This is a genomic window from Humibacillus xanthopallidus, from assembly GCF_006717145.1.
GTDB lineage: Bacteria > Actinomycetota > Actinomycetes > Actinomycetales > Dermatophilaceae > Humibacillus > Humibacillus xanthopallidus.
Window position 1 is genome coordinate 2,217,446 of the sequence record NZ_VFQF01000001.1, and the last position, 26,430, is coordinate 2,243,875.

Consider the following 26,430-nt stretch of genomic DNA (forward strand, 5'->3'; position numbering starts at 1 on the left):
GGCACGACTCGGGTGGGACAGCCGCCAACATCTGCGGATCGCGATCGTCACCTGGATCGAGCGCACCTACCACCGTCGACGCCGTCAAGACGCCCTCGGACGATTGACCCCCATCGAGTTCGAGACCATCATGACCAAACCTGCCACTCAGGCAGCCTGACCCCACCTGTCACCTATCCGTGCAGCAGTCCCCATCGAGGCGGGCAGAACTTGCTCAGGTCAGGGGTCGCGAAGGTAGCGTCAGACACGTCGAGGTCTTCCGGGTGGGGAGCGTCAGAACTCCCATCATCGGAAGGCCTCGACCCCTACCCCGACATCGACGCGCCCGTGTTACCTACACCCTCGATTGGGATGAGCCGCATACAATCGACCATGGCAACAATGAGAGAGCGCGCCAGATGGGCTCGTCGACGATCAAAGCGATACGTGAACAACTTTGGCCTTGTGAGAGGACTCTGGTTCACTTTTCGCGACAGACCAAGAGCGACCGGCGAAGTCGAATTGGAATGGCCCGGGTACGCGCAGCCATTCCGGATCCGGTTTGGAGGCAGTGATCTCCGCACATTCATTCACGTAATCGCAGAGAGGGGGTACGAGTTTCCGTTTGATTTGCAGCCGAAAGTAATTGTAGATGCTGGAGCAAATGTCGGTTTCTCTGCCGCGTACTTCGCGACTCGATATCCCGCTGCCTCGATAGTTGCCATGGAGCCAGACCCTGGAAATTTCAGACTTCTCTGCGCGAACACCTTCGGATACGCACGTGTCTTGCCCATTCAGGCCGCCCTATGGGAACATCCCGGAACCGTGAACCTGGTAGACCCAGGCCAAGGTGCATGGGCATTTCGGGTGGAAGGGATCGAGAGCTTCTCTCACTCTCAGCGCGACGGCATGAATTCCGTTCAAGCGATTGACATACCCACTCTTCTCACTACTTTCGGGCTCGAAACCATAGACCTCCTAAAACTGGATGTAGAGGGCGCAGAACGCGAAATCCTGTCCAGCGCGGAACCTTGGATTGATAAGGTATCGGCAATAGCTGTCGAACTTCACGACCGTTTTCAGCCCGGGTGCACCGACGCCTTCGAGAAAGCAACGGCCGCCTTCACTCAACGCACGACGAGGGGTGAAGACACCTTCGTGGCCCTGCCTTTCTAAGGTTCAAGCGAGCCGTCGACTTCGGCTACCTTGACCAGAGGCAGAATCAGTGTGCACTGTTATTCCCATTACGCCAGTCAGAGCATTATGCAACCCCTTCACGCGTAGCGCCATCAAGCGGCCTCGCTTATCGCCGCCGTGAAACGCGGCCCAAGCCATCTGCTTAGAGAAGCGTGCTAGCGATGCCACAAGAAGTTTGCGATGGCGAAGGTCCAGCGCCGAACGGACCGAGTTCCGGGTTTGATAGTAGGCGCGCCACTCAGAACCGCTGATTCCCGACGAGCCGCGGTGCAGTGCAGTCGACCTGACGGCATCCGAAATGAAGATTTGGCTACCTGCCCTTCCCATGCGCAGCGTAAAGTCTGCATCCTCAAACATCATAAAGAAGTCCGTCCGCGGTGGCCCTGCGTTCTTAATGACCTCTACCGGGAAGATGCCTCCATCAACGAGGGCCGCCTCCACAGGTTCCGCCGCCTCGCCACCCGGGGTGGTATATATCCCGGTCCAACGGAAGACAAACCCACGGTTAGAGAGGCTAGAAGCCGCAGGCAGTTTCGACAAGGTCGCAAGCCCCCTAGCAAGGGAGTCTGGCGCAACCGGTGAATCATCGTCCAAAATCCAAACCAAATCGGCTTGCCCCTGACCAAGGATGTCTATGAGACCGTAATGCAGTCCCCCACTGAACCCAAGATTCTGGCCACTCGAAAGCAACTGCACGCCCTCCACGTTGGAGAGGTAACTGGAGCATTCGCGTTCTGGACTGTTATCCACCACTACAACTTGGCAAACAGCGGATGTCTGAGCCCGAACGGAATCCAGCGTCCTCAGGAGATCCTCGCGGCGCCGAAACGTCACAATCAGCGCAACAACTCGACGCTCCGTCACATCGTCGGTACCGTGACTAATTTCCAACAGATTCTCCCTTAAGTAACGTCCAGAACTGTACTCGGCGGGTGGTCCGTACGCGACCCCACCCCTTAACACACTTGAGCGTCGCTCGGACTGGTTGCTGATAGCGGGCTCTACCTGGCACTCACGATCTGTCCCGTTCACGGCTCTTCGCATTTGAGCGGGCGCCCGGTAGCTGATGGAGTCCGTGGCCTCGATCTTGGTTTGTCACAATGCGATACCGGCGAGTGCATGATCATGAGCGAGTGTATGTCAGCGCGGCTCGGGCTGGCCGAAGGAAGGGAAGTGACTTGAAATCAGCGCCCGCCCGCTCAAATGCCGAGAGGGCTCTATTGGGGCGACCCGTCATGGTGTCTCTTGCGATTCTGGCCGGGATCGACGCGCCTCCCATACAGGCCAATCAGCCCGTGGACGGCCCCACGCGCCGGAAGGAACCACTCGGATATCCGACCTCCGCCCCGCGCGGTAGAAGCTCCGCCCTTGACTGCGCCCACTAAGCCGACGGCCACTGCGGTAAGAGTGCCACAGTAGCGGCGAGCGATAAGCACTGCGTTCCTTACGGAGTAATACCGCCGCCAGGGGGCGACATCCTTCACGGTTCTCGGCCGTGCTGCATCTTGACCAGTTCTTTGATGGAACATGCGTTCTTCCAACCACCATGATCCTTCAACATATAGGGAATAGCCAGCATGACCGAGCCGCAAACCATGTTCAAGGTCGTCGAAGCCGAAGAATAGCCTCTCATCGAATACGCCGGCCTTGCGCAGTGCGTCGCATCGGAATAAAGGGAGTTGGCCTCCACCAATGTAGTTTACCAAGACCGGGCCACTCAAATCTTCGTCTGCGACGCGACGCGTGACCCCCCGGCGGAAATCGTACCTGGCGCCCACAAGACCAACCGCCGCCGTTTGTGCATCTAGTAGGTGTTGCTGCTGGCCGAACCGCCACAGCCTGTCGAGCATCTCCGAGGTCCGTGGCGGGTCATCGTCGTCAAACAACACCAACCAGTCGTCATCCTGAGCTCTCTCGAGGATGTGTCGCATGCCTAATGCGATCCCCCCTGCAGGACCACGATTGTCGCCAGCATCGAGATAGAAAGCACCTACCGCTTCGGCCGCTCCCCGCGCGCTGGCATCGGAGCCGTTGTCCACCACCAAGAGATGGTCAACGGGTCGACTCTGCCCCGCGATCTTTGCAAGGGACATGGCGAGCGATTCCGGCCGGTGAAACGTCACGACAAGGCCCCAGAGTCTCGGCCCGCGCTCGCTGATAATAGGGTCACTCATCGTCCCCAGGACCCACCGACGCTCAGCGGTGACCATCGCGAAGGACCACGGCCAGGCGCATAACCGGGGAAGATTGAAGCCTGTCTGCGGCGCAGATACTCGCGATGAGTTGCGCGCTCGATCAGGCGCAAATGCTCGAAGTCGCCAGGCAGGCTATTCCGACGCGCGAAGCCACTTGCAAACTTGAACGCCAACCTGTTTCGGGCTTGCCGGCGACAGCTGAACCTGCGACGACTCGCTGATCCACCGTTAGACCGGTACGTAGCAGAAAGGAACACTCTGTCGTCGCTGCTCATTGTTGGCACGTCGACGCTGAGTGTCGTCCGCTCGTTGCCATCTGGCAGGGCTTCTTGAAACATCGTGGGCACACGCTCCGGGTTCGCCATCGCTCCCGGGTGTAGAGCCAGCGCAGGCGGCGAAGCCAGGGACTTCCTTGAAACTCGAAGACTTTGACCGATTGGCAGTGCCTTTCTGGAATGGGATGTGCGAGGGTCAACATTCGCCTGCCCCACCGCATCCGCCCAAGTCACAGCGGCGGGGTCGAGGGTCGCAAGGACGTTCGCCGCGATGACGACACTCATACTTTGCGGGAGGATGACGGCCATATCATCCCCCCGGTCTCGGAGCTCTGGAAGAGCCTTGATGGCGAATTTCGGTTTGAAACCACAAACTGTTGTCCAAGCTGTCGAGGTAGTCGCAGTAGTACTGACGGTCTAAGCGTGGATGAACGGAGAAGCTGACCTGCCCGCCCTCGCGTCCACGTGCTGTACTTTCTGATGCGGGCATCGCCGCTGCGACCAACACCGTCATCACGCATCCCCTACTCCGCCGGAGCGGGCACCCGTGAAGCGACTCATCGTCACTTCGCCGGTGCCGCTAATGCCACGACGGGCGAGCACAGACGCGACCGTCTGAGCCAAGATCTTCAAGTCCAGTGCCAGGCTGGTCCGGTCGACGTAGTCGACGTCGAGCGCAAGCCTTTCATCCCAGCCGAGTGTGTTGCGACCTGAGACCTGGGCGAGGCCAGTGACGCCCGGGCGCACTTCGTGACGGCGCGACTGCTCGGGGCTGTAGAGCGGGAGGTACTCGACTAGCAGCGGCCGCGGCCCCACAAGGCTCATGTCGCCACGCAGCACGTTCCACAGGGTCGGCAGCTCGTCGAGACTCGTGGAGCGCAGGAAGCGCCCAGCGCCAGTGAGGCGTTCAGCGTCCGTTACGTGAGTGGCGTCGATATGGCGCATCGTCCGGAACTTCACCAGTTCGAACACCACACCATCCTTGCCCGGACGCTGCTGGCGGAAGAGCACGGGCCGGCCGTGGGCAGCCAGCACGACACCGGCGGTCACGAGCTGCACAGGCGCGCTGACGACGAGGCCGACCGCGCTCACGGCGACGTCGAGGGCACGCTTGGCGGCGTCGTAGCGACGCCGCTCAGGCCGTCGCACGCAGGCCCCTCAAGAACGAGGTGACGGCCAAGTTGATTCGCGCGAACTCCTCGTCGCCGAGCACCGACCCGCTCGGCAGCGATAGACCGGCGGCGAAGAGCCGCTCACTCGTGCCGTTCACCACTGTGCGGGCATCTGCAAAGACCGGCTGCAGATGCATCGGCTTCCACAGCGGGCGGGCCTCGATGTCGTCGTCAGCGAGCGCCAGGCGGAGGTCCTCGCTCGTGAAGCCGGCCTCAGCCGGGTCGATGAGCACTGAGGTCAGCCAGAAGTTGTCGCGGGTGCGGCCGCCATCGACACCCGACGGCTCGCCGAAGACCGTTACGCCTGCGACATCGGCAAAGAGCTCGCGATACCAATACCGGTGCTGCCTCCGCCGCTCGATCATTCCGTCCAGCCGCGCCAGCTGCGGCCGCCCGAGGGCAGCGAGGATGTTGGAAAGCCGGTAGTTGTAGCCGATGTCGACGTGCTCGTAGTGCACGACCGGCTGGCGCGCTTGGGTCGCGAGGTAGCGCACCCGCTCGGCGATCGCAGCGTCGTCCGTGAGCACCGCGCCCCCACCCGACGTCGTCATGATCTTGTTGCCGTTGAACGACACCGCTGCCGCGAGTCCGTATGCCGCAGAGGACAGTCCGTCACGCACCGCACCGAGCGACTCGGCTGCGTCCGACAGGACCGGCACGTTGTACTCCGCGGCCACAGTGCCGATCCGCGCATGGTCAACGACCTTGCCCAGCAGGTCGACAGGCACGACGGCCCTGACCGGCCGCCCGCCGGTCACCTTGTCGGAGAACGCCTTGGCGAGCAGAACGGGATCCATGTTTCCGGACTCGTCGCAGTCGACGAGCACGGGCTCGGCGCCGGTGTAGGTGATCGCGTTGATCGTGGCGGCGAAGGTCATCGTCGAGGTCGCCACGAGGTCGCCCGGGCCGACGCCCAGCACGAGCAGCCCGAGGTGCAACGCCGCCGTGCCCGACGAGAGCGCCACAGCGTGACGTCGCCCGCAGTAGGCCGCGAGCTCGGCCTCGAAGGCGTCGACCTCGGGACCGAGGGGCGCGACCCACCCGGAGCGGATGGCGCGCACGAGCGCCAGCTCCTCGGCGTCGGTCACGTCAGGAGACGAGAGAAAGATGCGCCCGCTCACAGCCGCAGGTCCGAGTCCGACTTGGCGAGGACATATTTGAGGTCGTAGAGCACGTGGGCCCCGGGCGCGCCGAACGACCGGATGCGCTCTGCGCCCATCTCGACAAACTGCCGGTGGGCCACGGCGAGGATGACGGCGGCATACGCGCCCTGGCGTGGCTCTGTCACGAGGTCGACGCCGTACTGCGCGAAGGCCTCCTCGGGGTCGGCCCACGGGTCGAGCACGTCGACCTCGACGTCGTACTCCGCGAGCTCCTCGAGAATGTCGACGACGCGAGAGTTGCGCAGGTCGGGGGTGTTCTCCTTGAAGGTCAGACCGAGCAGGAGCACCCGGGCGCCCTGAACCTGGATGCCTTGCTTCGTCATCCGCTTGACGAGCTGCGAGGCGACGTAGGCGCCCATGCCGTCGTTGAGTCGACGCCCGGCGAGGATCACCTCGGGGTGGTAGCCGACCGCCTGGGCCTTGTGCGTGAGGTAGTAGGGATCGACCCCGATGCAGTGCCCGCCGACGAGGCCGGGTCGGAAGCCGAGGAAGTTCCACTTCGAGCCCGCCGCGAGCAGCACGTCCTCAGTGTCGATGCCGAGACGGTTGAAGAGCATGGCGAGCTCGTTGATGAGCGCGATGTTGACGTCGCGTTGGGTGTTCTCGATGACCTTCGCGGCCTCCGCCACCCGGATCGACGGCGCTCGGTGGGTGCCCGCCGTGACGATGGTGCGATAGAGCGAGTCGACGAAATCGGCCGCCTCAGGTGTGGAGCCCGACGTCACCTTGACGATGTTGTGAACCCGACGCTCGCGATCGCCGGGGTTGATCCGCTCTGGGCTGTAGCCGACAAAGAAGTCGCGGTTGAGGAGGAGCCCCGAAATCTCCTCGAGCACGGGCACGCAGCGCTCCTCCGTCGCCCCGGGATAGACCGTCGACTCGTACACGACGACGTCACCTGGCCGAAGAGTCGCCGCGATCGCCCTCGTCGCCGACAGGACCGGCGACAGATCAGGCTGGTTGGACGCGTCGATGGGCGTCGGTGTCGTCACGATGTAGACGTTGGCGCCCGCTAGGTCGGCCTCGTCGGCGCTAAAACGCAGCCGTGATGCCGAGCCAAGCTCCTCGTCACCGACCTCGAGGGTGTGGTCGTGTCCGCCCCGCAGCTCCTTGATCCGCCGCCCGTCGATGTCGTAGCCCAGCACATCGAGCTGCTTGCCGAACTCCACGGCCAGGGGAAGGCCGACATAGCCCAGACCCACAACTGCAAGGCGAACGCCGTGCGGCAGGCCCGGCAGTGCCGTCACCACGACGATGCCATCGGCGTCGAGTCCGCGGGCTGCTTCAACGACGACGGACGCCTCAGCAGGCGAACGAGACTGGGCACATCGGCGTCCTCGACGAGGACCTCGCGGGGCTCGAGGTGGGGCACCGACACCTGGGTGATGAGAGGGTGGCTGCTCGGCGCGCCCTTCTCGGCGTCGCTGAGCAGCACCTCGTGCAGCTTCTCTCCCTGACGCAGGCCTGCGAACTCGATCTCGATGTCCTTGTCCGACTCGTCGATGAGCCGCCGCGCGACGTCGACGATGCGCACCGGCTCGCCCATGTCGAGAACGAGCACGTCACCGGGGCGGCCGATGGCCCCCGCCTGAAGCACGAGCTCGCAGGCCTCGGGGATGGTCATGAAGTAGCGCGTCACCTCGGGGTGGGTGACCGTCACCGGCCCGCCCCGCTCGATCTGAGCACGGAAGGTGTCGAGCACCGAACCGCGCGAGCCGAGCACGTTGCCGAAGCGGACAGAGAGATAGGGCAGGCCGGTCTCGGCGGCGTACCAGGCGGTGAGCCGCTCGGCCAGCCGCTTCGTCTGCCCGAGGACGCTCGTCGGGTCGGCGGCCTTGTCGGTGGAGATGTTGACGAAGTGGCGCACGCCGCTCTCGTGCGCGCAGCGCAGCACGTTGACGGAGCCGAGCACGTTCGTCTTCCACCCCTCCTCGGGGTGGCGCTCGAGCATCGGCAGGTGCTTGAGGGCGGCCGCGTGGAAGACGACGTCGGGCCGGTGCTTCTCGAAGACCTTGGTCAGGGCGGCGTGATCGCGGATGTCGCATAGCACGAGGTCGTCGCTGTCGAGCAGGCCAGAGCCGTCGAGGGTGAGCTGCACGGCGTGGAGCGCCGACTCGTCCCGGTCGAGCAGCACGAGCCTGGCCGGCCCGAGGGCGCTCACCTGCCGCGAGAGCTCGGAGCCGATCGATCCGCCGGCCCCCGTGACGAGCACGACCTTGCCAGCGACGTAGTCGGAGATCTCCGAGAGGTCCGACTCGATCGGCCGGCGGCCGAGGAGGTCGGCGACGTTGAACTCGCGCAGCTGGTCGAGCTCGACGCGACCCGCGATCATCTCGCGCACCGGCGGCACGACGATGAGGTCGAGACCGGCGCTCTTGCACCGTTCAGAGAGTGCCTGGAGCAGCTGGGGCGTGGCCTGCGTGACAGCGAGGATGACGATCTCGGCCCCCGTCGAGCGGGCCACGTGGACGACGTCGTCACCCCGGCCGCGCACGCGCTGGCCGCGCACCCGGAGGTAGCGCTTGGCCGGGTCGTCGTCGATGTAGCCGACGATGGAATAGGGCGGGTGCTCTGCGATCTCGACAAGGCGCGCCACCTGGTGCCCGGCGTCGCCGACTCCATAGATGAGGGCCGGCTTCGCCGTGGGGCTCACGCCGCCATTCCGATTGCGACGGCCCGTGCCGACGGTCGCCCGAAAGACCCAGCGACCGGCCGCCATGACGAGAAATGCCAAGGCCGGCATGGCGATGACGAGCCCGCGGGAAAACACCGGCTGGGTGACGCTGAAGAAGACGCCGAGAGCAACGGCGATGCCGAGCACGATCGAGCCGAGCAGGGTCACCTCGTCATAGCTGCCGATGCGGCTGCGGCCGAGATAGAGGTGGAAGCGGAATCCGGCGATCACCTGGAGCACGATGGCGGCGGCCAGATAGGCCAGCGCGCCCTGCCACACCCGGTCGGAGAGCTCCAGGTCGAAGCGCACGAGCACGAAGGCGGCGAAGGAGAGCGCCCACGCCAGCACGTCCCAGCCCACCATGACGGAGCGCTTGAGATTCACCGACGACCTGACGAACTGCATTTCTCCCCCTGACCGATGCCCACCCCGCCCACGCATACTAGGACAACTTTCAAGGCGTCTCAGACGAATGTCGAAATGCGGGACCATCCCATTCCGATCGATTCAACGAGCGGATGGCGAGCGGGTTACGGGCGAGAATTCGGGCAATTCTTCTCCACCAAGGGAGGATTGACAGAAGGCATGCTGCACCGATAGAGGGCCTACGGCGCGGGGTACTCGTTGCTCCCCGGCTGGCCCTTTGTCAGCTCCACGACGGACGACCCGTCGAGTGCCACGCGATAGATGGAGAACGCGAGCCGCCCCGGCGCGATGCGGTGGGTCAGCACCGACCGCCCGTCGGGCAGCCACTCGGGCCGGCTCGTGATGCCGTTGTCGCCGAGCAGCCGTTTGGCGCCCGAGCCGTCGGCCGCGGCGACGCGGATGTCCCACACCCCGACTCCCGCTCCCCCGAAGGCCGTCAGCCATGCGAGCCGGCTCCCGTCGGGCGACACGACCGGGTCGTGGTCGCGCAGGCTGTCGTTCGTCAGGCGCGTCTCCTTCGAGCCGTCGCGCGCCACGCGGTAGATCTCGTAGTTGGTCTCGGTGCAGATCGCCTGGGCGCAGCCGACGAAGACGATCTGGCTGCCGTCGGGCGTGAAGGCCGGGTCGAGGTTGGTCCCCGGCCGGTTCGTCACGGCCTTCGGCGCCTGCCCGAGCTGGTCGGTGAGGAAGATCTGGGGGCTGATCCGGCTCCCGCCGAACAGCACGAGCGACGTGCCGTCGGGCGACCACTCGGCATGCCCCTGCTGGTACCACCCGTCGAGTCCAGCTGGCCGCAGCTGCCGCGCGCCCGTGCCGTCGGCGGCGACGGCCCAGATGCTCACCTTCGACTGGTCGAGGTCGTGCACCCCCTTCGGGGTGCGGTGGAAGAGGATCGTGCGCCGGTCGGGTGAGATCCGCGGTGACCAGGAGTCGTATGCCGGGTCGTTCGTCAGGCGCTTGGCCGCCCCTCCCGCGAGGGGCATCGTGAAGAGCTCGAAGTTGCCGGTGCGGTCGGAGTCGAAGGCGAAGGTCGTCGACGGGAGAGCCGTGGCGACGGGCAGGGAGCTCGGAGCCTTCCACCCGGACGGCAGTTGGCTGACCGGTGGTGCGACGAACTGGGCGATCGTGACCGCACCGGCAACCACCGCTGCGGCGATCGCGAGCATCACGACGACCCACCTCCTCCTCATACTGGGTGAAGTGTCCCAGTCTGAGCAGGATCGCGCAGGGCGATCGGTCGGAGTGTGTCGACCATCGCACGCCCGGTGCGCGTCAGGTCGTAGTCGGCAGCCCGCTCCAGGCCCGCCGCCTCACACCGGCCGCGCAGGCCCGCATCGGTGAGCAGCTCGCGCAGCCCCTCCTCGATCGCCGCGTCGTCGGTCGGGGCGACGAGCACCGCCGCCCCCGCGCACACCTCCGGGATCGAGGTCACGTCGGACGCCAGCACGGCCGTGCCGCGGGCCATCGCCTCGAGCGGCGGCAGCCCGAAGCCCTCGAAGGTCGAGAGGTAGGCGAGCACCTCGGCGTCGCGCATGAGCACCTCGCGCTCCGCGTCGCTCACCCGCTCGAGGAAGACGACGCTCCCCTCGGGAGCCCCGGCGGCCGCGTCACGCTCCGCCGTGCCGCCGAACCACGGCCGGCCCGCGACGACGAGCCGGTGCCCCGGCAGGCGAGGCTCGTTCGCGCGCAGCCGGAGGAACGCCCGGATCAGGCGAGGCACGTTCTTGCGGGGGTGCAGGTTGCCGAGGTAGAGCACGTAGGGCCCCTCCACTCCCCTACCGGCCAGCGCCGCACGCACTGCAGGGTCGGGCTCCGCGGGCGCGTCCACAGTCAGCGGCACGACGTGCACACGGGCGGGGTCGAGCCCGTAGGTCCTGACGAGGTCGTCACGCGAGAAGTCGCTGATCGTCAGCACCGTCGCCGCGGTGTGCACCTGGCGACGGACAAGCTGTTGCAGGCGAATCCGCGTCGCGCGCGGGTAGCCGTCGACGAGGTGCTCGAACGACAGGTCCGGCACCATGAGGGCCACCGGGAGCCGGGTCACGAGCGGAGCGTGCGTGTTCGTCACGACGACGTCGGGCGCGAGGTGACGCCAGCTCAGCTGGGCGAGCCAGAAGGGCAGCACGGCGGAGAAGTGCAGCGCCCCGGCCCGCCGCCTCACCCGCTCCAGGGCCACGCGGGGGTCACCCGTCACCTCGTCGGGCAGACGCGCCCCCTCCGAGGCGAGCACGTGCACCCGGTCGTCGGATTCGCCGCAGAGCAGCAGCCCCCGCAGCATGCCCGACACGAGCGTCTCGTCGCCCCCGAGCCCCGACCCGATGGCCGTGGCGTCGAAGGCGACGATCATGACGCCACCGCCGCATCCGCCGGCGCAGCCGAGGCCTCCGGCGGCACCGTCTCGAGGTCGGTCCGCGGGCGCATCCGCATCGCCGTGGCCTCCTTGGGCGGCAGCACGAGCATCCGCGGCGGCACGTCCGACGTGACGATCGCCGACGCCCCGATCACCGAGTGCTCGCCGATCTCGACCGGCCCAAAGATCTTCGCTCCGTCGAGCACCCACACGTCGTCGGCGAGCACCGGGTGCCCGACCCGGCCGCGCTTGCCGCTGCCGCCGATGCGCACGAGGCCCATGACGCGGCACCGCGCGCCGAAGACGCAGTCGCTCGCGACGCCGACGCCGACCGGGTGCGGCATGACGAAGCCCGGCCCGACGACCGCCCCGGACGCGAGGTCGGCCCCGAAGACCACCATGTTGGCGAAGTAGCACAGCCGCGACAGCGGGCGGATCTTCTTCTCGTGCAACGAGTTCCCGAGCCGCCACAGGGCCACCGACCAGAAGCCCGGCAGCATGAGCGCGTCGACGATGCCGACGGCGCCACGGTCGGCGGCCTTGACCCGCGACAGCTCCCGCGCGTCCGCGCGCAGGGCCGCGAGCAGCGGCGGGTTCTTCGGCCGAGGCCGTATGCCGTGTGGCCGGCTCATCGGAACGCCGCCGCCCAGCGGGTCATCCAGTCGCCCAGCTGGCTGTAGACCTCGCGATAGTGCGACGGTGCGCTGCTCGACTCGACACCACGCGCATACTCCTCGACGAAATGGCCGAACATGTCGGCGTAGTCGCCCACCTCGACGCGCGACGCGGCCTCGTCGACGATGTCGTAGAACGGCATCGACATGAGGTGCATCCACTGCTCGAGCACGACGACCCGCTCGAGCCGGGTCTGCTTCGTGTGGCCGACGACAGGGCCGCCGTAGGCGAGCAGGTCGCCGCGCAGGTCCATGAGCCGCTTCGTGACGTAGCCGCCCCAGATGTCGTCGTGGCGGCTCAGCTGCCAGCCGTTGACCCACAGGTCGGGCAGGAAGTAGTAGGCCGGCGTCAGCTCGCGGACGAAGGCGGTGTTCATGCCGCAGATCGGGATGTTGCCGAGGGCGATGCGCGACGGGCCGTCGGGCACGCCCGGGTCACCCGGCTCACCGGCATACAGCTTGTCGATGCCGTTGAGGTCGAGGATGCCGTCCCACACACCGAGGTTGAGCGCGACCTCGCCCGTGACCGGCTCGGTGCGCGTCTCGGCGAGCGAGGGCGTGCGCCACTCGTAGGGGTAGCCGCGGGCATAGACGGTGTCGCCGTTGTCGAAGCTCTTCGTGATGGGGTTGACCCAGCCGTTGTCGGCGACCGGCCGCACGCCCGGCGCTCCCTCGACCCGACCCAGGTTGGCCAGGTGGGTGTCGAACCAGCCCGGCCGCGTCTGGCAGTCGTAGTCGAGGGCGATGATGACGTCGAAGCCCTCCTTCCACGCGATGTAGTGCCCGATGTTGCGGCTCGCCGCGCTCTTGTGCGGCATCGCGGCGTAGTGCGACCCGGCATACGCCTCCTGAGCGGCGTAGTCGAAGTAGTGCACGTTGTCGCGCGGCGGCGGCGCGAGGTGGCCGTCGCTGTCGTCGCTGACGATGATCGGGATGTCGGGCGGGATCGCGTCGAAGAGCTCCCACGGCGGGTCGTTGGGGATCGGCACGACGACGCAGACGCTGGGGCTGCCTGCGCCCCGGCTCGTCTGGTCGGCCGGGCTCGGCAGGGTCGGAAGGGCTGAGAGGGTCATCGGTCTCTCCTCGGGTGACGGGTGACGGGACGAGCGAGGGCGAGGGGCGAGGGGTGGTCGGGCCGTTCGCCGCGTCAGGCGACGCGGCTGGCCCGGACGAGGTCGGGGAACTCGACCTGGAGGTACTCGGCGAGCGCGACGCGCCACGGGCGCATCGTGTTCATCCCCTGGAGGTCGAGCACGAGGTTGCGCATGATCTCCGACGGCGGGCGCGGCGACGGGAACTCCTCGGCGAAGTGCTCCGAGGTGACCGGCACGAGCTCGATGTCGCTGCGGCCGAGCACGTCGAGCAGGTGGGCGGCGACGTCGTAGCGGCTGCCCTCTCCCCCGCACGCCATGTGGTAGGTGCCGTAGACCTTCGAGTCGAGCAGCCCGAGAAGGCAGTTCGAGAAGTCGGGCGCGTAGGTCGGGGTGCCGAGCTTGTCGGTGACCGCATAGATCGTGTCGGCGCCGTCACGCACCTGGTCGACGATGCGCGAGACGAACTTGTGGTCCTTCATCCGCCCGCCGCCGACCATCCACCCGGCGCGGATGATGAAGTGCTGCGGCACCGTCGCGGCGACGAGCAGCTCACCCTCGTACTTCGACGCGCCGTAGGTGTTGATCGGGTTGGGCCGGTCGAACTCCGTGTAGGCAGTGGCCTTCTGGCCGTCGAAGACGCCGGCGGTGCTGATGTAGACGATCGGGATGCCGGCCGAGCGCGCTTGCTGCGCAACGTACTTCGTCGCGACGGTGTTGGTGAGGTAGGCGTGGTCGGGGTCGGCGTCACTGAGCTCGAGCGAGGTCTCGGCCGCGAGGTGCAGCACGATGTCGGGCTGCACCGCCGCCATCGTGTGGCGCACCTGGTCGCGGTCGCGCACGTCGAGGTGGCCGAGGGCAGGGCCGGTCGGGCCCCACGGGTGGGAGTCGGTGAGGTTGATGTCGGTGGCGACGACGCCGTGCCCGGCCCGCATCAGGGCGGGGACGAGGGCGCTGCCGAGCATGCCGGCCGAGCCGGTCGCGAGGATCCTCATGAGGTGCTGCCTTCCTTGGGACGGGACACGGGGCTGGACAGGGGGCTGGACACGGGGCCTGGAGCTGGGGCTGACAGGGGGCCGGACAGGGTGATGACCGCCATCCGCGAGATGCGGCGGGCGCCGGGGACGTGGGCGAGGATGGCGCGGTCCCACCGCTCGAGGCGGTGCCAGGCTGGGTCGGAGAGCTCGACGAAGTTCTGCAGCCGGCAGAGCACCTGGTAGGGCGTCCACTCGACGACCTCGAAGTGGCGCCGCATGATGTCGAAGTCCTCGGTGCCGAGCGAGCGCTCGTCGGGGCTGTGGGTGTGCATCGGGAAGCGCTTCGTGACGACCTCGGAGTTGCGCACGCTGCGCACCCACTCGGGCAGCAGGAGGATCGGCTCGCAGAAGACGGCGCTCGCGCCCGGGGCGAGCAGCTCGCCGATGCGGTGCAGGGCGAGGTCGCGCTCGAAGTGGTGCACGACATTGTTGCCGATGATGCCGTCGAAGCGGAGGTCGCCGAGCCCCTCCTCAGCGGGGACGAAGTGCTCGATCGGACGGCATACGAAGGTGGTGCGGTCGGCGACGCCGCTCGCCTCGGCGCGCCGGCGGGCCACATCGAGGATGCCGGGCGAGACGTCGATGCCGACGACCTCGGCCCCCTGGTGGGCGAGCCACACCGCGAGCGAGCCGCCGCCCGCGCCCACCTCGAGGATGCGCTTGCCGGCGAGTGGCCCGAGGCGGCCGATGGCGTCGGTGAGGAACTCGACGTGCTCGCGGTTGGCGAAGGGGATCTGGTCGGGCGACACGACGTAGTCGGGGTCGGTCCACGTGGAGCGGATCTCCTCGGCCATCCGGTCGTAGGTCTCGGCCTCGTGGGCGTGCCGCTGCTCGAGCGTCAGCGGCCCAGCTCCGTGGTCGTGGCCGTGGTCGTGATGGCCGGCCCCGTGGTCATGGTGCGCGTGCGCGTCGTGGTCAGGCATCGATCCCCTCCAGGGCGAGTCGTAGGTGAGTCGTGGTGGCGGTGAGCCGGTCGCGCGCACCGGGGCGGCCGGCGAGCGAGGCGGCGGCGAGCACCCCGGCGCGGGTGCCGAAGCCGACGGCCTCGAGCGCCCGCAGCCGGTGGCCGGCGGCCCGGCCGTGGTGGCGGACGTACCACCGGTTGAGCGAGCGGAGCGCCTCGGGCGAGGCCCGCCCGGTGACCTTCTTCGTCGAGGCGCCCATGAAGTGGGTCGCCGTCGTGTCGGCGGCATAGACGACGTGCCAGCCACGGGCGCCGAGCCGTTGGCAGAGGTCGACGTCGTCCATGTAGACGAAGATCGCGTCGTCGAAGGCCCCGACCTCGAGGGCCGCATCACGGCGCAGGAGCATGACGGCGCTCGAGACCCACTCGGGCCGGAAGGCCTCGGTTGCGTCGTCGCCGAGGTAGAGCCCGGTGCGGCCGAAGCGCCCCGGCGCGGCCCGGTCGAGCCCGCAGAGGTAGGTCGCCATCGACGAGAGCCGGGGCAGCCGGCCGGCGGTCCACCGCTGCCAGCTGCCGTCGCCGTAGACCAGGCGCGGCCCGACGACCCCGACCCGCTCGTCGGCATCGAGGTGGTAGGCGAGGGCCGCGATGCCGTCGGGCGCGAGCCGGGCGTCGGTGTTGACCAGGAGCAGCAGCCGCGCGTCCGTCGTCGCGATCGCCTGGTTGTTGGCGCGGCAGAAGCCGACGTTGTCGGTGTTGGCGATGACCCGCACGTGCGGCCAGTGCTCCCGGAGGTGCTCGACCGATCCGTCGCTCGAGGCGTTGTCGACGACGACGACGTCGTTGCGCCAACCCTCGGGTGTCGCGGCCTCGATGCTCGCGAGGCACTCGTCGAGCAGGTCGACGGTGTTCCAGTTGACGACGATCGTCGCGAGGTCCGGGACCCGCTCCCCCACGGCGCTCACCTCCAGTCCAGTCCGAAGACGTTGCGCAGCGGGTCGGGCTGGAGCACGCGAGGACGCTGCGCCGACGACCACGTGCCGCTGGGACCCGGCTCGGCGGCATACACCCCGAGCGTGTTGCCGGTGCGGGCGAGGAAAAGCACGCGGTCGGCCTCGGGGGCCACGAGCGGGCTCCAGCCGCGGTCGATGCCCCGGCTGAGCACCGTGACCCTGCCGGTCCCCTTGCTGCCCAACGGTGCCCGCACGACGGTGCCGCCGGAGCCGTCGCCACCGCTCACCCAGGTGAGCGAGCGACCGTCCGGCGACCAGTGCGGCATACCGGCCGGCGTCGCGCCGCTCACGAGGTCGGTCACCGTGTCGCCGGTGCGGGCGTCCATGGCGTGCACCGATCGGAGGCTGCCCTCGGTCCAGGTGAAGGCGATGCGGCGGCCGTCGGCCGACAGGGCGGGCTCGGCGTCGTCGGTCGGCACGGCGCCGGCGGTGCCGTTGGTGAGGTTGAGCACCGCTCCGGTGCGCAGGTCGAGGCGCAGGAGGAACGACTCGCCCGTCAGCGTCGAGGTGTTGCGCACGATGACGGCGCGCCCGTCCGGGGTCATGACGGGCTGCGAGCTGCCGCGCACGTCGCCGGGGGCGAGCCCGTCGCGCCAGTCCTCGGTCCACGCGTCGGTCAGCTGGCGCACCGTGCCGTCCGGCCTGCGGATGAAGACCTGCTGGCGCGCCTCGTCGCCGGGCAGCGCCGCTAGCCGCGCGAGGCGCTGGGTCGTCGCCACGGCATCGATGTCGTCGAAGGTTACGTGCGCTCGACGGGTCTGACCGCGAGGTGCCGACGGATGCGGCGCCTTCGCCTTGCCGACCGGCACCTCGGCGGTGAAGACGATGGTCGAGCGGTCCGGCCCCCAGCGCGCCTCGAGCGGCTGCAGGCCCGCGGGCAGGGGGATCTCGAGCTGGTGCATGAGGTCAGGGGTCGCGCCGACGAGGTAGCGGGTGCCGTCGGGGCGAGCGGTCACGAGAAGCAGCCGCGAGTCGCGCACCTTCGTGCCGATGCGTGACGTGTCGGTGCTCGGGCCAGGACGCTGCGGCCAGTCGTACCAGTCGATCGCGAGGTCGCTGCTCGAGATGATGGCTGCCGAGGACGACCCGTCGAGAGCCACCCGGCAGATGCACGTGTGGGCGACGTCCGTCGCGCCGACGAAGGTGACCGAGCGGCCGTCGGGGCTGAAGCGCGGCACGAAGCCCGACATCTCCTCCGGCGTGCACGGGTCGAGCGGGGTGCGCGTCGTGCAGTCCTTGCCCTGGGTGCGGACCGTCTCCGGGCCGCCGGCGGTCGGGCGCGTGACGACCTTCCAGTTGCCCGGCTTGACGTCGGTGAAGTCGACCTTGCCGCCGCTCGACGGGTTGCCGGAGCCGCGGTAGGACGCGATGACGACCTGCCGCCCGTCGGCCGAGACGCCCGGGTCGGTGTTGAACCAGCGGTCGTTCGTGATGCGACGCCGATCGGTGCCGTCGGTGCGCATCTGCGTCACCGACGCCTTGTTCTTGCCCTCGGTCCAGATGAAGGTGATGACCGAGCCCGACGCGAGGTAGGGGTCCGAGTCGAAGCCGCCGACCGGCACCGACACGGCCGAGACGTTGCGGCTCTCGCCCGTCACGAGGTCGAGGCGGAAGGTCGCCACCTGCGGGAACCACGGCGCCTGCGCGGTGAAGAGGACGTAGCGCCCGTTCGGCTCGACGATCGGCTGGCCCACGCGGTACTCGAACGACTGGAGGACGCGCGCCCCCGAGCCGTCGGGGTTCATCAGCGCGATCGACTCGGGAGAGCCGGGCGGGCCGGTGCGCACGGTGAAGACGATCTTCGTGTTGCCGAACGCCCAGCGCGGCCAGTTGTAGGCCTTGCCGTCGGCCGGCGTGATGCGCTTGATGCCCGTGCCGTCGAGGTTCGCCGTGAAGATGCCCTGCACGCCCGTGGCGCGCTCGAGGGCGGAGAAGATGAGCCCCGGTGGGGTGGCCGCGACGGTCCCCATCGCCGGGGTGGCGGTGCCTGCCGTCGCCCCGTCGCCGCTGGGCTGGGCGGTCAGGAGCCCGGCGACGAGGAGCCCGGCGAGGGGCAGGGCCAGCAACGCGCGGGACACGACCGATGCACCACGGCGTGGACCTGTCGCGCGTGAACCGCTCGGGCGGGGACGGCTGGGGCTCACGGTGGGCTGGGACGGCCGCGGCGGCATACCGCTGCTGTCGCCTGGCTGCTTGCCGTATGCCGGGTGGCCGCCCGGGCGCGTGCGTGACCTCCCGAGGGCCGGCCACTCCGCGCCGGACAGGCGGGTGCCGGCGACCGCGAGCCCGGCCAGCAGCCAGTAGAGCGCGAGCGGGATGTCCTGTCGCAGCGAGAAGCCGAGCAGCTCCTCGACCATGAGGAAGGCCATCGCGGCGGCGACCCCGATGCCGAGGGGGCGCAGCAGCGGGTCGGCGCTGCGGCCCAGGCGGATGGCGATGTCGTAGTTCGCGACGCCGACGAGCACGAGCCCGATGAGACCGACGATGCCCGCCTCGGCGAGGGTGAGGAGATAGAGGTTGTGCACGGGGTGACCGAAGAAGATGACCGGCCCCTGCTCGTAGCGCGGCAGGACGAGCTCGTAGTTGTTGAGGCCGACCCCGAGCACCGGGTGGTCGGCGATCATCTGGCCGGCGATGTCGTTCATCTGCAGGCGCGAGTCGACCTCGGTCCAGAAGTGACCGGTGCCGAAGTTGTCGGAGAGCTTCCTGCTGATGACCGGGAAGGCGACGACGACCCCGGCGACCGCGATGAGCGCCCCGGCGCGCACTGCACTCCACGGGATCGCGCCGACGCGGATGCCGTGGATGACGAGCACGGCCGACACGGCGAGCACCGCGACGAAGGAGGCGCGGGTCTGCGACACCCACATGCAGGCGAGACACGCGAGGTAGGCGGCGCCGGCCGTGACGCGGATGAGCGAGCGGCGTCGGTGGATGGCGAAGGCGAGCGCCACCATCGCGACGGCGCCGAGCGCGGCGGCCATGAAGACCGGGTGGATGATCGTGCCGAACGGGCGGCCGATGGCCTGGGCGTCGGTCGTGCGCTCCCCCAGCGTCTGCGGCACACCGAGGAACGACAGGCCGAGCACGCCGCCCGTGCGCCACTGGAGCATGACGACGACGAGCTCGACGGCGACGAAGACGACGAGCCCGCCGAGCGCCGCCCAGAGGTGGCGGACGGTGCGCACGCGCACGGCGACGTAGACGAAGAGCAGATACATCCAGCCCATCCGCACGAGCTCGGCGGCGGCGTGGCCGATGCTCGGCGCGGAGAGCAGGCTGGGCAGCAGGAGCACCACCCCGACGAGCGGGAACCAGATGATCGGCGTGCGGAACGCGGTGCGCACGTCGGAGACGAGGGTGCCCTCGCGGGCCCACAGCCCGTAGAGGAGCAGCAGCAGCACGTCGAACGTCGTGACGTAGACGGAGATCGCGCCACCCGACTGCTCGAGGTCCTGCGGGCCGAACGACTTGTGCAGGACGAAGGTCAGCGAGCACACGGCGACGAAGGTGACAAAGACCGTCTTGTCGCGCACGAGCACGAGCAGGGCGATGACGAGCACGGCTCCGGCCGCGGCGGCGAGGCCCTTCGTGCCGAGGGTGGCGAGGATCCACGCGACCCCCGCCCCCGCGGCTGCGACGAGGAGCGTCGCCACGAGACCCGCGCCGCGTGAGGAGCCACCCCTCGAAGTCGAGTGCCCACTTTCCGGCGCCCCCGACGAGGTTCTGGGTGTCGGGAACTGAGCACTCGACGGGGAAGGGGGTGTCGAGAACTGAGCACTCGACTGGGAGGTGGGGTCCCCTGTTGTCGAGTGCCCACTTTCCGGCGCTCGCCCGTGGGCGAGCTCGACGACGAGGGGCCACAGGACGAGGGCGGCGAGACCGAGGACGAGCAGCGCGACGACGGCGGCGATGGCCTTGCCGCCCTGGGTCGCGACGACCCACGCCAGCCCCGCCGAGCCCGCCGCGGCGAGTGCCGCGACGGCGACGCCCGAGACACCCGACACGGCCTTCGCCGAGGCGCTCGCCGCTCGCGCGTCACGCCGGCTGGCGGGCGCCCGCCCCGGGGAGCCCTGGCCCGACCAGACCCGTCCGAGCCGCTCGGTCACCGGCCCGCGGAGGTCGTCACGGAGCAGCCGCACGACGACACCGACGACGATGACGCCGAGGACGGCATACAGCGCCGTCATGCCCAGCTGGGCGAGCACGAGCGCGACGAGGGCCACGAGCAGGCCCACGCCGACGACCGACGCAGGACCGCCCCGGGGACGGGGAGGGGGAGGCAGGGTCATGCGCGCGCCCCCGGGGTGGTCGTCGTGGGGACGGGCCGGCGTGGCGGCGTCGTCCGGTAGGCGTGCTGTGTGTGGTGGAGCATGACCTTCCAGTAGCTCCACTCGGCGAGGCGGGCCCGCCGGTCGACCCGCTCGAGGCGCGGCTGCAGCAGCGGCACGGTGAAGCGGTTGAACAGGGCCGTGCGCACTCCCATCCGCAGGCGGCCGCGCCACGACGCCCGCCGGCTGAGGACGCCGTAGCGCTCGAGCAGGTCGGGCTCGGGGATGAGCACCTCGAGGTCGCGCAGGCCGCGCCCGATCGACGCCTGGAGCCGGCACGCGCTCGCGAGGTCGTGCGGGTGGTAGTGCTCGCCCCGCGCGCGCGGCTCGAAGACGACGCGGTAGCCCGCGCGGGTCCAGCGGTAGCCGAGCTCGATGTCCTCGTGGCCGATCTCGGCCCAGTCCTCGTGGAAGACGAGGTTGCGGTCGAGCATCACCTGGCGCGGGAGGCTGAGGTTCATCGACCAGTGGTAGCGGTAGGACACGTCGGCCCCTGCGCGGTCGGCGATCTCGGCATAGGCGAAGGGCTGGTACCACTGCGTGAACGCCGTCTGCGGCATCTGGCCGGACTGCTCGACGAGACCGAGCACTGCGACCGGATCTGCCTGTGCTGCATGGGCGGCCACGTGTCGGGAGATGAAGTCCGTTGTCACCCAGACGTCGTCGTTCATGAAGACGGCGATGTCGCCACGGGCCTCACGGAGCGCGAGGTTGCGCTTGACCGCGGGAAGCCGCTCGGTGCTGGCCTGAAGGATAATCCGCACGTCTGAGCTCGCCGCGAGCTCGAGCACCATGTCGGGCGTCGAGTCGCTCGAGTTGTCGGCCACGATGATCTCGAAGCGGTCGTGCGGGTAGTCCTGCGCGAGGAGGTGCTCGATCGTGCGCTGCACGACGTCACGACGGTTGTAGGTCGGGAAGATCACCGACACGAAGGGCGTCGCGCTCACGTCGGTCGTCATGTCAGTGCCTCCTTGAGCGACCGCAGCACGCCGAGCTTCAGCAGCCCGATCCCGTATGCCGCGAGGCCGGCGATCGTGGCCAGGGGCCACGGCACGCCGATCCGGTCGAGGGCCCAGAGCGTCACTGTCGCCGCGACGGCGACGGCGACGACCCGGGCGAGCACCGCGACGTCGAGCGTCGCGCCCATGTGGCGCCGCACCGCCCGAGTCGAGGCCCAGAGGACGAAGACGCCCGTGGCGACAGCCGCCAGCGCTGCCCCGACGAGCCCGACGGCGCGCACGAGCACGAGGCACAGCACGAGACTGACCGCGAGCGCAGCGAGGTTGTAGCGCAAGGTGACTCGCTGGTGGCCCCCCGCGAGCAGGACGAGCGACTGCCAGGCGTTGACGGTCATCAGCACCACAGCGACACCGAGCACCTGCAGCGGCAGGGCCGAGGCGGCATACGCCGGACCGAAGGCGAGGTGGACGAGGTCGTCGGCCACGACGAGGACGACGACCGGCACGACGAGCATGAGGACGACGAGCAGCTCGGTGCCCCGGCGGTAGATCTCGAGGAAGCGGTCGCGACCGGGGGCGGCCCACGCCGAGGTTGCGAGCGGGTAGAGCACGTTGATGAAGACGGCGCTGCCGAGGAAGAGGTACTCGATGGGCTGGTAGGCGGCGCCGTAGAGGCCGAGGTCGCTGCTCGGGCGCAGCGCCGCGACGACGAAGGAGTCGAGCTTGAGGTAGAGCACGCCGATCATGAGGGCCGGCCCGAGCGGCAGCGCCTCGCGCACGAGGCCGCGCACGAGCGGTGCGTGGAAGCGGGGCTGCAGGCCGAAGCGACGTGAGGCGAGCGCGACCGCGAGCACCGTGCCGACGAGGAGGCCGACGAGCGGCGGGACGAAGAGCATCGGCAGGCTGGCGCCGCGTGCGATGAGCACGAGCACGAGCGTCGTCTCGATGGCCTCGGCGACGACCCGGATGCCGGCTTCGTACTGCTGGACGAAGCGGGTGTGGAAGATCGTGACGACGATGCCGAGCACCGCCTCGACGAGGATGCCGAGCGAGGCGATGAGGCCGGCAAGGTGCGCCTGCGGCGACTGGTGGAAGAGCGACAGCGCCACCTGGACACCGAGGACCCCGAGGACGGCCAGCCCCAGGCGCACGACGATGACCGTGCCGACGACGTCGCCCTCCACCTGGCCGGGGCGCAGCATCTCGCGCACCGCGAGCTTCGGCAGGCCGAAGTCGGCGACGACCCCGACGAGCGTCGTGATCGTGAGGACGAGGACGTAGGTGCCGTAGGCGTCGGGCGCGAGGTAGCGCAGCACCGCCAGGGTCGACACCGCGTTGAGCAGCAGGTGCACGACCTTGGCCCCCAGCTGCGAGGCAGCGCTGAGGGTGACGGAGCCGGACCCGACGGGGCCGGCGGCGCGGGTGGTCACGTCAGGTCGTCCCGTCGGCCTGTCGCGGCTCGGGAGCGGTCGTCGGCGCGTGGTGGCCGTTGCCGGAGGGCGCGGCGCCCGTCAGGACCTCGGCCCGGGCGGGCGCGGGCCACTGGGTGACCGGCTGGCCGGCGCCGGAGCCGGCGAGCTCGTCGAGGAGGTCGGGGTCGCGGGCCTCGTCGCCGGGGTCCCTCGGGTCGAGGGGGTCGCCGTCCTCGACGTCGACCGCGTCGGGGTCGTGGCGCTTGGCCCACATCGTCAGGCCGGCGCCCGCGAGGGCACCGAGGAGCAGGCCGAGGGCGAGGTAGATGTAGCGCTTGGGCTCGCTCGGGTAGGGCGGCTCGGCCGCGGTGTCGATGCGCGTCAGCCCGACCGGGCCCTGCGCCTGCGACGTGCGGGCCTGCTGCACCGAGGCGGCGAGGTCGGCCTGGTTCTTCTGGGCGAGCTCGAGCTGGCTCTCGAGGCCGGTCATCCCGGCGAGCTTGGCGTTGTTGGAGATCGGCGCCGCCCCGTCGACCGCCTCGGTCAGCTGGCGCACCCTCGCCACCTGGCCGTCGAGGCTCGCCTGCGTCGTGCGCTGCTGGGTGAGCAGGTCGTTGTAGACGGTGTTGGCGTTGCTGCTGTCGAGCTGCGTCGTCGAGCGGCCGGTGATGATGCGCTGTCTCGACTGCGCGCTGCGCGGGATCGTCGAGAGCGAGGAGGCGATCGAAACGAGCTGGGCCCGCAGGTCGGCCTCCTCGGCCTGCGCCTTGAGCAGGTCGGAGCGGAGCGACTCGTAGGTCTCGGCCGAGAGGGCGAGCTTGCCGTCGGACGCCGAGATGCCGTTCTCGGTCTGGTAGGTCGCGAGAGCCGTCGACGCGGCGCTGACGTCCTTGCCGGCGGCGGCGAGCTGGGCCTGGAGGGCCTTGAGCGAGCGCTGGGCGTCCTCGCTGTAGCGCGCCTGGCTCGTCGCGACGAGCTCGGCCGCCACGGCGTCGGTGACCTCCTTGGCCTCCTGCGGCGAGTGCCCGCTCGAGGTGATCTCGAGGACGTAGGAGCTGCCCTGCCCGGCCGTGGCCCCGGCATTGGTGGCGAGCGGCTGGACCGCCGTGCCCTCCTGCACCTCGGTGACGGCCTTCTCGTAGGGGTCGACGTCGGCGCAGTAGCCGGAGGTGACGAAGGCCCGGCCGCAGCGGTAGGCCCAGGCGAAGCCCTTGGCGAGCGTCGAGACGAGCCCGTCGGAGCGCGAGGGCGCGTCGAGGTGGAGCTCGTCGACGACGGCGGTGGCGACGCTGCGGCTCGTGGCGATGCCGGCATACGTGCCTGCGAGCGACTGCGAGAGCTGCGAGTCGACGACGCCGGGCTGGGTGGTGAGGTCCTGGCCGGTGCTCGACAGGAACGTCGCGTCACGCCCGTGGATGAGCAGGCGGGTCGAGGCCTCGAAGGTCGGCTCGACGAGGAAGGAGCCGACGAAGGCGAGCACAGCACCGAGGGCGGCAACCGTGACGATGCGCCAGTTGCGCTGCCACATCTGGGAGTTGCGGAGCATTGTCAACGACCTGTTCTCTCGAGCTGGCTGTGGAGGCTGGTGGAGACGGTGAGGGCTGCGGCCCGGGCCCCGAGGAGACCGGCCGCCCCGACGCGGAGGGGGTTCCACGGCTGGGGGGCGTGGTGCTTCGTCCAGTAGCGGTAGGCGCCCGTGTGGAAGTGGCGGATCGTGCGCGGCGTCCACCCGTGGTCGCGCGTGCCGCCTTCGTCGTGCACGACCACGGCGGTCGGCACGCACCACACCTCGTGGCCGGCGTCGGAGATGCGACGGCACCAGTCGGCGTCCTCCCAGAAGAGGAAGAAGCCCTCGTCGAAGGCGCCGACGCTCTCGACGACGGCGCGCGGCACGAGCATCGCCGCGCCCGAGACCCAGTCGACGGTGAAGGGCTCGGTGCCCGTGTGGTCGCGCTCGACGAGGAAGCGGCTCGACCACCGGTTGTGCGGGAACCACCGCGTCACCGGCGAGCGCCGGCCGAAGACGGCGGCGGCCGGTGTCGGGAAGGCTCGCGCGGTCAGCTGGGGCGAGCCGTCGGCGTTGAGCAGACGCGGTGCGACGACCCCGGCACCGGGGTGCGCGTCGGCGAAGGAGACGAGCGTCTCGAGCGCGCCGGCGGTGACGACGGTGTCGGGGTTGAGCACGAGGACGTGGCGGGCCTCGCCACCCGCGATGGCGCGGTTGTTGGCCGTGGAGAAGCCGGCGTTGCGTCCCATCTCGACGAGGTGCGTGCCGTCGCCGCGGGCGAGGACGAGCGCCGCGGTGCCGTCGGTGCTCGCGTTGTCGGCCACGGTCACCGTGAGGTCGAGGTCGCCCCGTGCCTGCTCGATGCTGTCGAGGCAGGCTCCGATGAGGTGGCTGCTCTCGTAGGTGACGATGACGATGTCGAGGTCGGCTGCCTTGCCGGGCGGCATCAGAAGGCTCCCTTGGAGCGGAGCACGGTGCCGACGGTCCGGCCGATGATGCGCAGGTCGAGGAGCAGGGTCTGCTGGGCGACGTAGCGCAGATCGAGGGTGATCCGCTCCTTGACCGTGAGCAGGCTGCGACCGGACACCTGGGCGAGCCCCGTGAGCCCGGCCTTGGTGAAGAAGAGCGCGAGGTCCTCGGCGCGGTACTGCGAGAGCAGCTCGGGCAGCTCGGGTCGCGGGCCGACGAGGCTCATCTCGCCCCGGACGACGTTGAAGAGGTTGGGCAGCTCGTCGAGGGTCGTGCGTCGCAACCAGCGGCCCACCCCCGTGTTGCGGGGGTCGTCCTCGAGCTTGTAGAACACGTCGCTGAACGGGCCGCTGCGCTGGTAGTCGTAGAGCTCGGGATAGCGCTCGCGGGCGTCGACCCACATCGTGCGGAACTTGTAGAACGTGAAGACGCGCCCGCCGCGGGTCACCCGCTGTTGGCGGAAGACCGCTGGGCCCGGCGAGTCGCGCCGGATGAGCAGCGCGATGGCGAGCATGACCGGCGCGGCGAGCAGGAGCAGCACGGTGGCGCCGACGAGGTCGAGCGAGCGTTTCGCGATGCGGTAGGCCCTCGACCGGTTGGGCAGGTAGAGGAAGCGAGCCGTCCCGAGGCGTCGCTCGAGGTAGTCGGGCAGCGGCTCCGCCGGGTCCCACGGTGCGGGGCGCGGCGGTAGGGCTGTCGGTCGGCGGGCGAGGTGCGGCTCGGCGGGCTGGAGGCCGGTGATGCGCTCGACCGCTTCTGCGGCATCGGCGATCTCCGCGTCGGTGAGCCCGGCGTCAGTGAGCGCGCGGTCGGTGAGCGCGGCGTCGGTGGGGCCTGTGGCCGGGACGGCGCCGAGGTGGCGCTGGCCGTTGGTCGAGCGTGGGTTGGCGCGCTCGGGCGTCGCACCCGGCAGGAAGGTCAGCTCGCGCATCCGCTGGATGCCGAGCGACCGGTTGCCGAGCGCCAGGTCGCACAGTGACGGCCGACCGTCAGCCTCGAGATCGTCGCCGTGCAGGATGCCGTGGAAGCCCACGACCCAGCTGCGCACAGCCATCGTCGGAGGGGGTGTCACCGCCCCCTGGTCGAAATCGAACGCACTTTC

20 protein-coding genes and 2 pseudogenes are annotated in these 26,430 nt (G+C 69.3%); 2 read left to right on the plus strand and 20 right to left on the minus strand.

The window, feature by feature from the left end:
• Nucleotides 1-4: 4 nt before the first annotated feature.
• Both FHX52_RS24120 and FHX52_RS09750 read left to right on the plus strand, forming a co-directional pair.
• Nucleotides 5-160: pseudogene (locus tag FHX52_RS24120) on the plus strand (IS3 family transposase); the annotation flags it as partial.
• 212 nt (nucleotides 161-372) lie between these two features.
• A complete protein-coding gene (locus FHX52_RS09750) occupies nucleotides 373-1,155 on the plus strand; it encodes an FkbM family methyltransferase (protein ID WP_185747167.1) in 783 nt (260 codons plus the stop codon).
• A 3-nt stretch (nucleotides 1,156-1,158) separates the two neighbouring features.
• On the opposite strand, the gene FHX52_RS24755 is transcribed toward FHX52_RS09750, so the two are convergent.
• From FHX52_RS24755 to FHX52_RS09845, 20 genes and pseudogenes are all read right to left on the minus strand, one after another.
• A complete protein-coding gene (locus tag FHX52_RS24755) occupies nucleotides 1,159-2,220 on the minus strand; it encodes a glycosyltransferase (protein ID WP_141821705.1) in 1,062 nt (353 codons plus the stop codon).
• 436 nt (nucleotides 2,221-2,656) lie between these two features.
• Entirely contained in the window at nucleotides 2,657-2,866 is a 210-nt protein-coding gene (locus FHX52_RS24305; RefSeq protein WP_246069772.1) for a hypothetical protein, read from the minus strand.
• 178 nt (nucleotides 2,867-3,044) lie between these two features.
• Nucleotides 3,045-3,386: pseudogene (locus tag FHX52_RS24760) on the minus strand (glycosyltransferase); the annotation flags it as partial.
• A 773-nt stretch (nucleotides 3,387-4,159) separates the two neighbouring features.
• On the minus strand, nucleotides 4,160-4,795 hold the full coding sequence (locus FHX52_RS09765) for a sugar transferase (protein WP_141821707.1): 636 nt from the start codon (nucleotides 4,793-4,795) through the stop codon (nucleotides 4,160-4,162).
• Nucleotides 4,782-5,939: a DegT/DnrJ/EryC1/StrS family aminotransferase gene (locus FHX52_RS09770; protein ID WP_141821708.1), complete on the minus strand. Its 1,158-nt coding sequence runs from the start codon at nucleotides 5,937-5,939 to the stop codon at nucleotides 4,782-4,784. The genes FHX52_RS09765 and FHX52_RS09770 overlap by 14 nt, the downstream gene beginning before the upstream one ends.
• Complete coding sequence (tviB, locus tag FHX52_RS09775; protein ID WP_281287988.1) at nucleotides 5,936-7,228, minus strand: Vi polysaccharide biosynthesis UDP-N-acetylglucosamine C-6 dehydrogenase TviB; 1,293 nt, start codon at nucleotides 7,226-7,228, stop codon at nucleotides 5,936-5,938. The genes FHX52_RS09770 and tviB overlap by 4 nt, the downstream gene beginning before the upstream one ends.
• Nucleotides 7,225-9,060 (minus strand): polysaccharide biosynthesis protein, encoded by a 1,836-nt coding sequence (locus FHX52_RS09780; RefSeq protein WP_141821709.1) that lies wholly within the window; start codon nucleotides 9,058-9,060, stop codon nucleotides 7,225-7,227. Before FHX52_RS09780 ends, tviB begins: the two co-directional genes overlap by 4 nt.
• 200 nt (nucleotides 9,061-9,260) lie before the next feature.
• Nucleotides 9,261-10,250 carry a TolB family protein gene (locus FHX52_RS09785; protein ID WP_185747170.1) on the minus strand — a complete coding sequence of 330 codons (990 nt, stop codon included), beginning with the start codon at nucleotides 10,248-10,250 and terminating at the stop codon, nucleotides 9,261-9,263.
• 17 nt (nucleotides 10,251-10,267) lie between these two features.
• Nucleotides 10,268-11,428, minus strand: a complete 1,161-nt coding sequence (locus FHX52_RS09790) for a glycosyltransferase family 4 protein (RefSeq protein WP_141821711.1) — start codon at nucleotides 11,426-11,428, stop codon at nucleotides 10,268-10,270.
• Nucleotides 11,425-12,063, minus strand: coding sequence for a serine O-acetyltransferase (locus tag FHX52_RS09795; protein WP_141821712.1), 639 nt, complete (start codon nucleotides 12,061-12,063; stop codon nucleotides 11,425-11,427). The genes FHX52_RS09790 and FHX52_RS09795 overlap by 4 nt, the downstream gene beginning before the upstream one ends.
• Entirely contained in the window at nucleotides 12,060-13,178 is a 1,119-nt protein-coding gene (locus tag FHX52_RS09800; RefSeq protein ID WP_141821713.1) for a hypothetical protein, read from the minus strand. The genes FHX52_RS09795 and FHX52_RS09800 overlap by 4 nt, the downstream gene beginning before the upstream one ends.
• A gap of 74 nt (nucleotides 13,179-13,252) precedes the next feature.
• A complete protein-coding gene (locus FHX52_RS09805) occupies nucleotides 13,253-14,191 on the minus strand; it encodes an SDR family oxidoreductase (protein ID WP_141821714.1) in 939 nt (312 codons plus the stop codon).
• A complete protein-coding gene (locus FHX52_RS09810; protein ID WP_141821715.1) occupies nucleotides 14,188-15,156 on the minus strand; it encodes a class I SAM-dependent methyltransferase in 969 nt (322 codons plus the stop codon). Before FHX52_RS09810 ends, FHX52_RS09805 begins: the two co-directional genes overlap by 4 nt.
• Entirely contained in the window at nucleotides 15,149-16,093 is a 945-nt protein-coding gene (locus FHX52_RS23825; protein WP_185747171.1) for a glycosyltransferase family 2 protein, read from the minus strand. The genes FHX52_RS09810 and FHX52_RS23825 overlap by 8 nt, the downstream gene beginning before the upstream one ends.
• A gap of 5 nt (nucleotides 16,094-16,098) precedes the next feature.
• The gene (locus tag FHX52_RS09820) at nucleotides 16,099-20,442 is read right to left on the minus strand and encodes an O-antigen ligase family protein (RefSeq protein ID WP_141821717.1); all 4,344 of its coding nucleotides are present in this window, start codon (nucleotides 20,440-20,442) and stop codon (nucleotides 16,099-16,101) included.
• Nucleotides 20,439-21,440 (minus strand): glycosyltransferase family 2 protein, encoded by a 1,002-nt coding sequence (locus tag FHX52_RS09825; protein WP_141821718.1) that lies wholly within the window; start codon nucleotides 21,438-21,440, stop codon nucleotides 20,439-20,441. The genes FHX52_RS09820 and FHX52_RS09825 overlap by 4 nt, the downstream gene beginning before the upstream one ends.
• Entirely contained in the window at nucleotides 21,437-22,870 is a 1,434-nt protein-coding gene (locus FHX52_RS09830; protein ID WP_141821719.1) for an oligosaccharide flippase family protein, read from the minus strand. Before FHX52_RS09830 ends, FHX52_RS09825 begins: the two co-directional genes overlap by 4 nt.
• Nucleotide 22,871: 1 nt before the next feature.
• A complete protein-coding gene (locus tag FHX52_RS09835) occupies nucleotides 22,872-24,398 on the minus strand; it encodes a GumC family protein (RefSeq protein ID WP_141821720.1) in 1,527 nt (508 codons plus the stop codon).
• A gap of 2 nt (nucleotides 24,399-24,400) precedes the next feature.
• Nucleotides 24,401-25,306 (minus strand): glycosyltransferase family 2 protein, encoded by a 906-nt coding sequence (locus FHX52_RS09840; RefSeq protein WP_141821721.1) that lies wholly within the window; start codon nucleotides 25,304-25,306, stop codon nucleotides 24,401-24,403.
• Nucleotides 25,306-26,382 (minus strand): sugar transferase, encoded by a 1,077-nt coding sequence (locus tag FHX52_RS09845; protein WP_221630531.1) that lies wholly within the window; start codon nucleotides 26,380-26,382, stop codon nucleotides 25,306-25,308. Before FHX52_RS09845 ends, FHX52_RS09840 begins: the two co-directional genes overlap by 1 nt.
• Between the last annotated feature and the right edge of the window lie 48 nt (nucleotides 26,383-26,430).

Bases quoted from the DNA above. Each gene is read 5' to 3' on its own strand.
- FHX52_RS09750 (WP_185747167.1), top strand. From the start codon at position 373: ATGGCAACAATGAGAGAGCGCGCCAGATGGGCTCGTCGACGATCAAAG.
- FHX52_RS24755 (WP_141821705.1), bottom strand. From the start codon at position 2,220: ATGCGAAGAGCCGTGAACGGGACAGATCGTGAGTGCCAGGTAGAGCCC.
- FHX52_RS09780 (WP_141821709.1), bottom strand. From the start codon at position 9,060: ATGCAGTTCGTCAGGTCGTCGGTGAATCTCAAGCGCTCCGTCATGGTG.
- FHX52_RS09790 (WP_141821711.1), bottom strand. From the start codon at position 11,428: ATGATCGTCGCCTTCGACGCCACGGCCATCGGGTCGGGGCTCGGGGGC.
- FHX52_RS09795 (WP_141821712.1), bottom strand. From the start codon at position 12,063: ATGAGCCGGCCACACGGCATACGGCCTCGGCCGAAGAACCCGCCGCTG.
- FHX52_RS09800 (WP_141821713.1), bottom strand. From the start codon at position 13,178: ATGACCCTCTCAGCCCTTCCGACCCTGCCGAGCCCGGCCGACCAGACG.
- FHX52_RS09805 (WP_141821714.1), bottom strand. From the start codon at position 14,191: ATGAGGATCCTCGCGACCGGCTCGGCCGGCATGCTCGGCAGCGCCCTC.
- FHX52_RS09810 (WP_141821715.1), bottom strand. From the start codon at position 15,156: ATGCCTGACCACGACGCGCACGCGCACCATGACCACGGGGCCGGCCAT.
- FHX52_RS09820 (WP_141821717.1), bottom strand. From the start codon at position 20,442: ATGACCCTGCCTCCCCCTCCCCGTCCCCGGGGCGGTCCTGCGTCGGTC.
- FHX52_RS09825 (WP_141821718.1), bottom strand. From the start codon at position 21,440: ATGACGACCGACGTGAGCGCGACGCCCTTCGTGTCGGTGATCTTCCCG.
- FHX52_RS09835 (WP_141821720.1), bottom strand. From the start codon at position 24,398: ATGCTCCGCAACTCCCAGATGTGGCAGCGCAACTGGCGCATCGTCACG.
- FHX52_RS09840 (WP_141821721.1), bottom strand. From the start codon at position 25,306: ATGCCGCCCGGCAAGGCAGCCGACCTCGACATCGTCATCGTCACCTAC.
- FHX52_RS09845 (WP_221630531.1), bottom strand. From the start codon at position 26,382: ATGGCTGTGCGCAGCTGGGTCGTGGGCTTCCACGGCATCCTGCACGGC.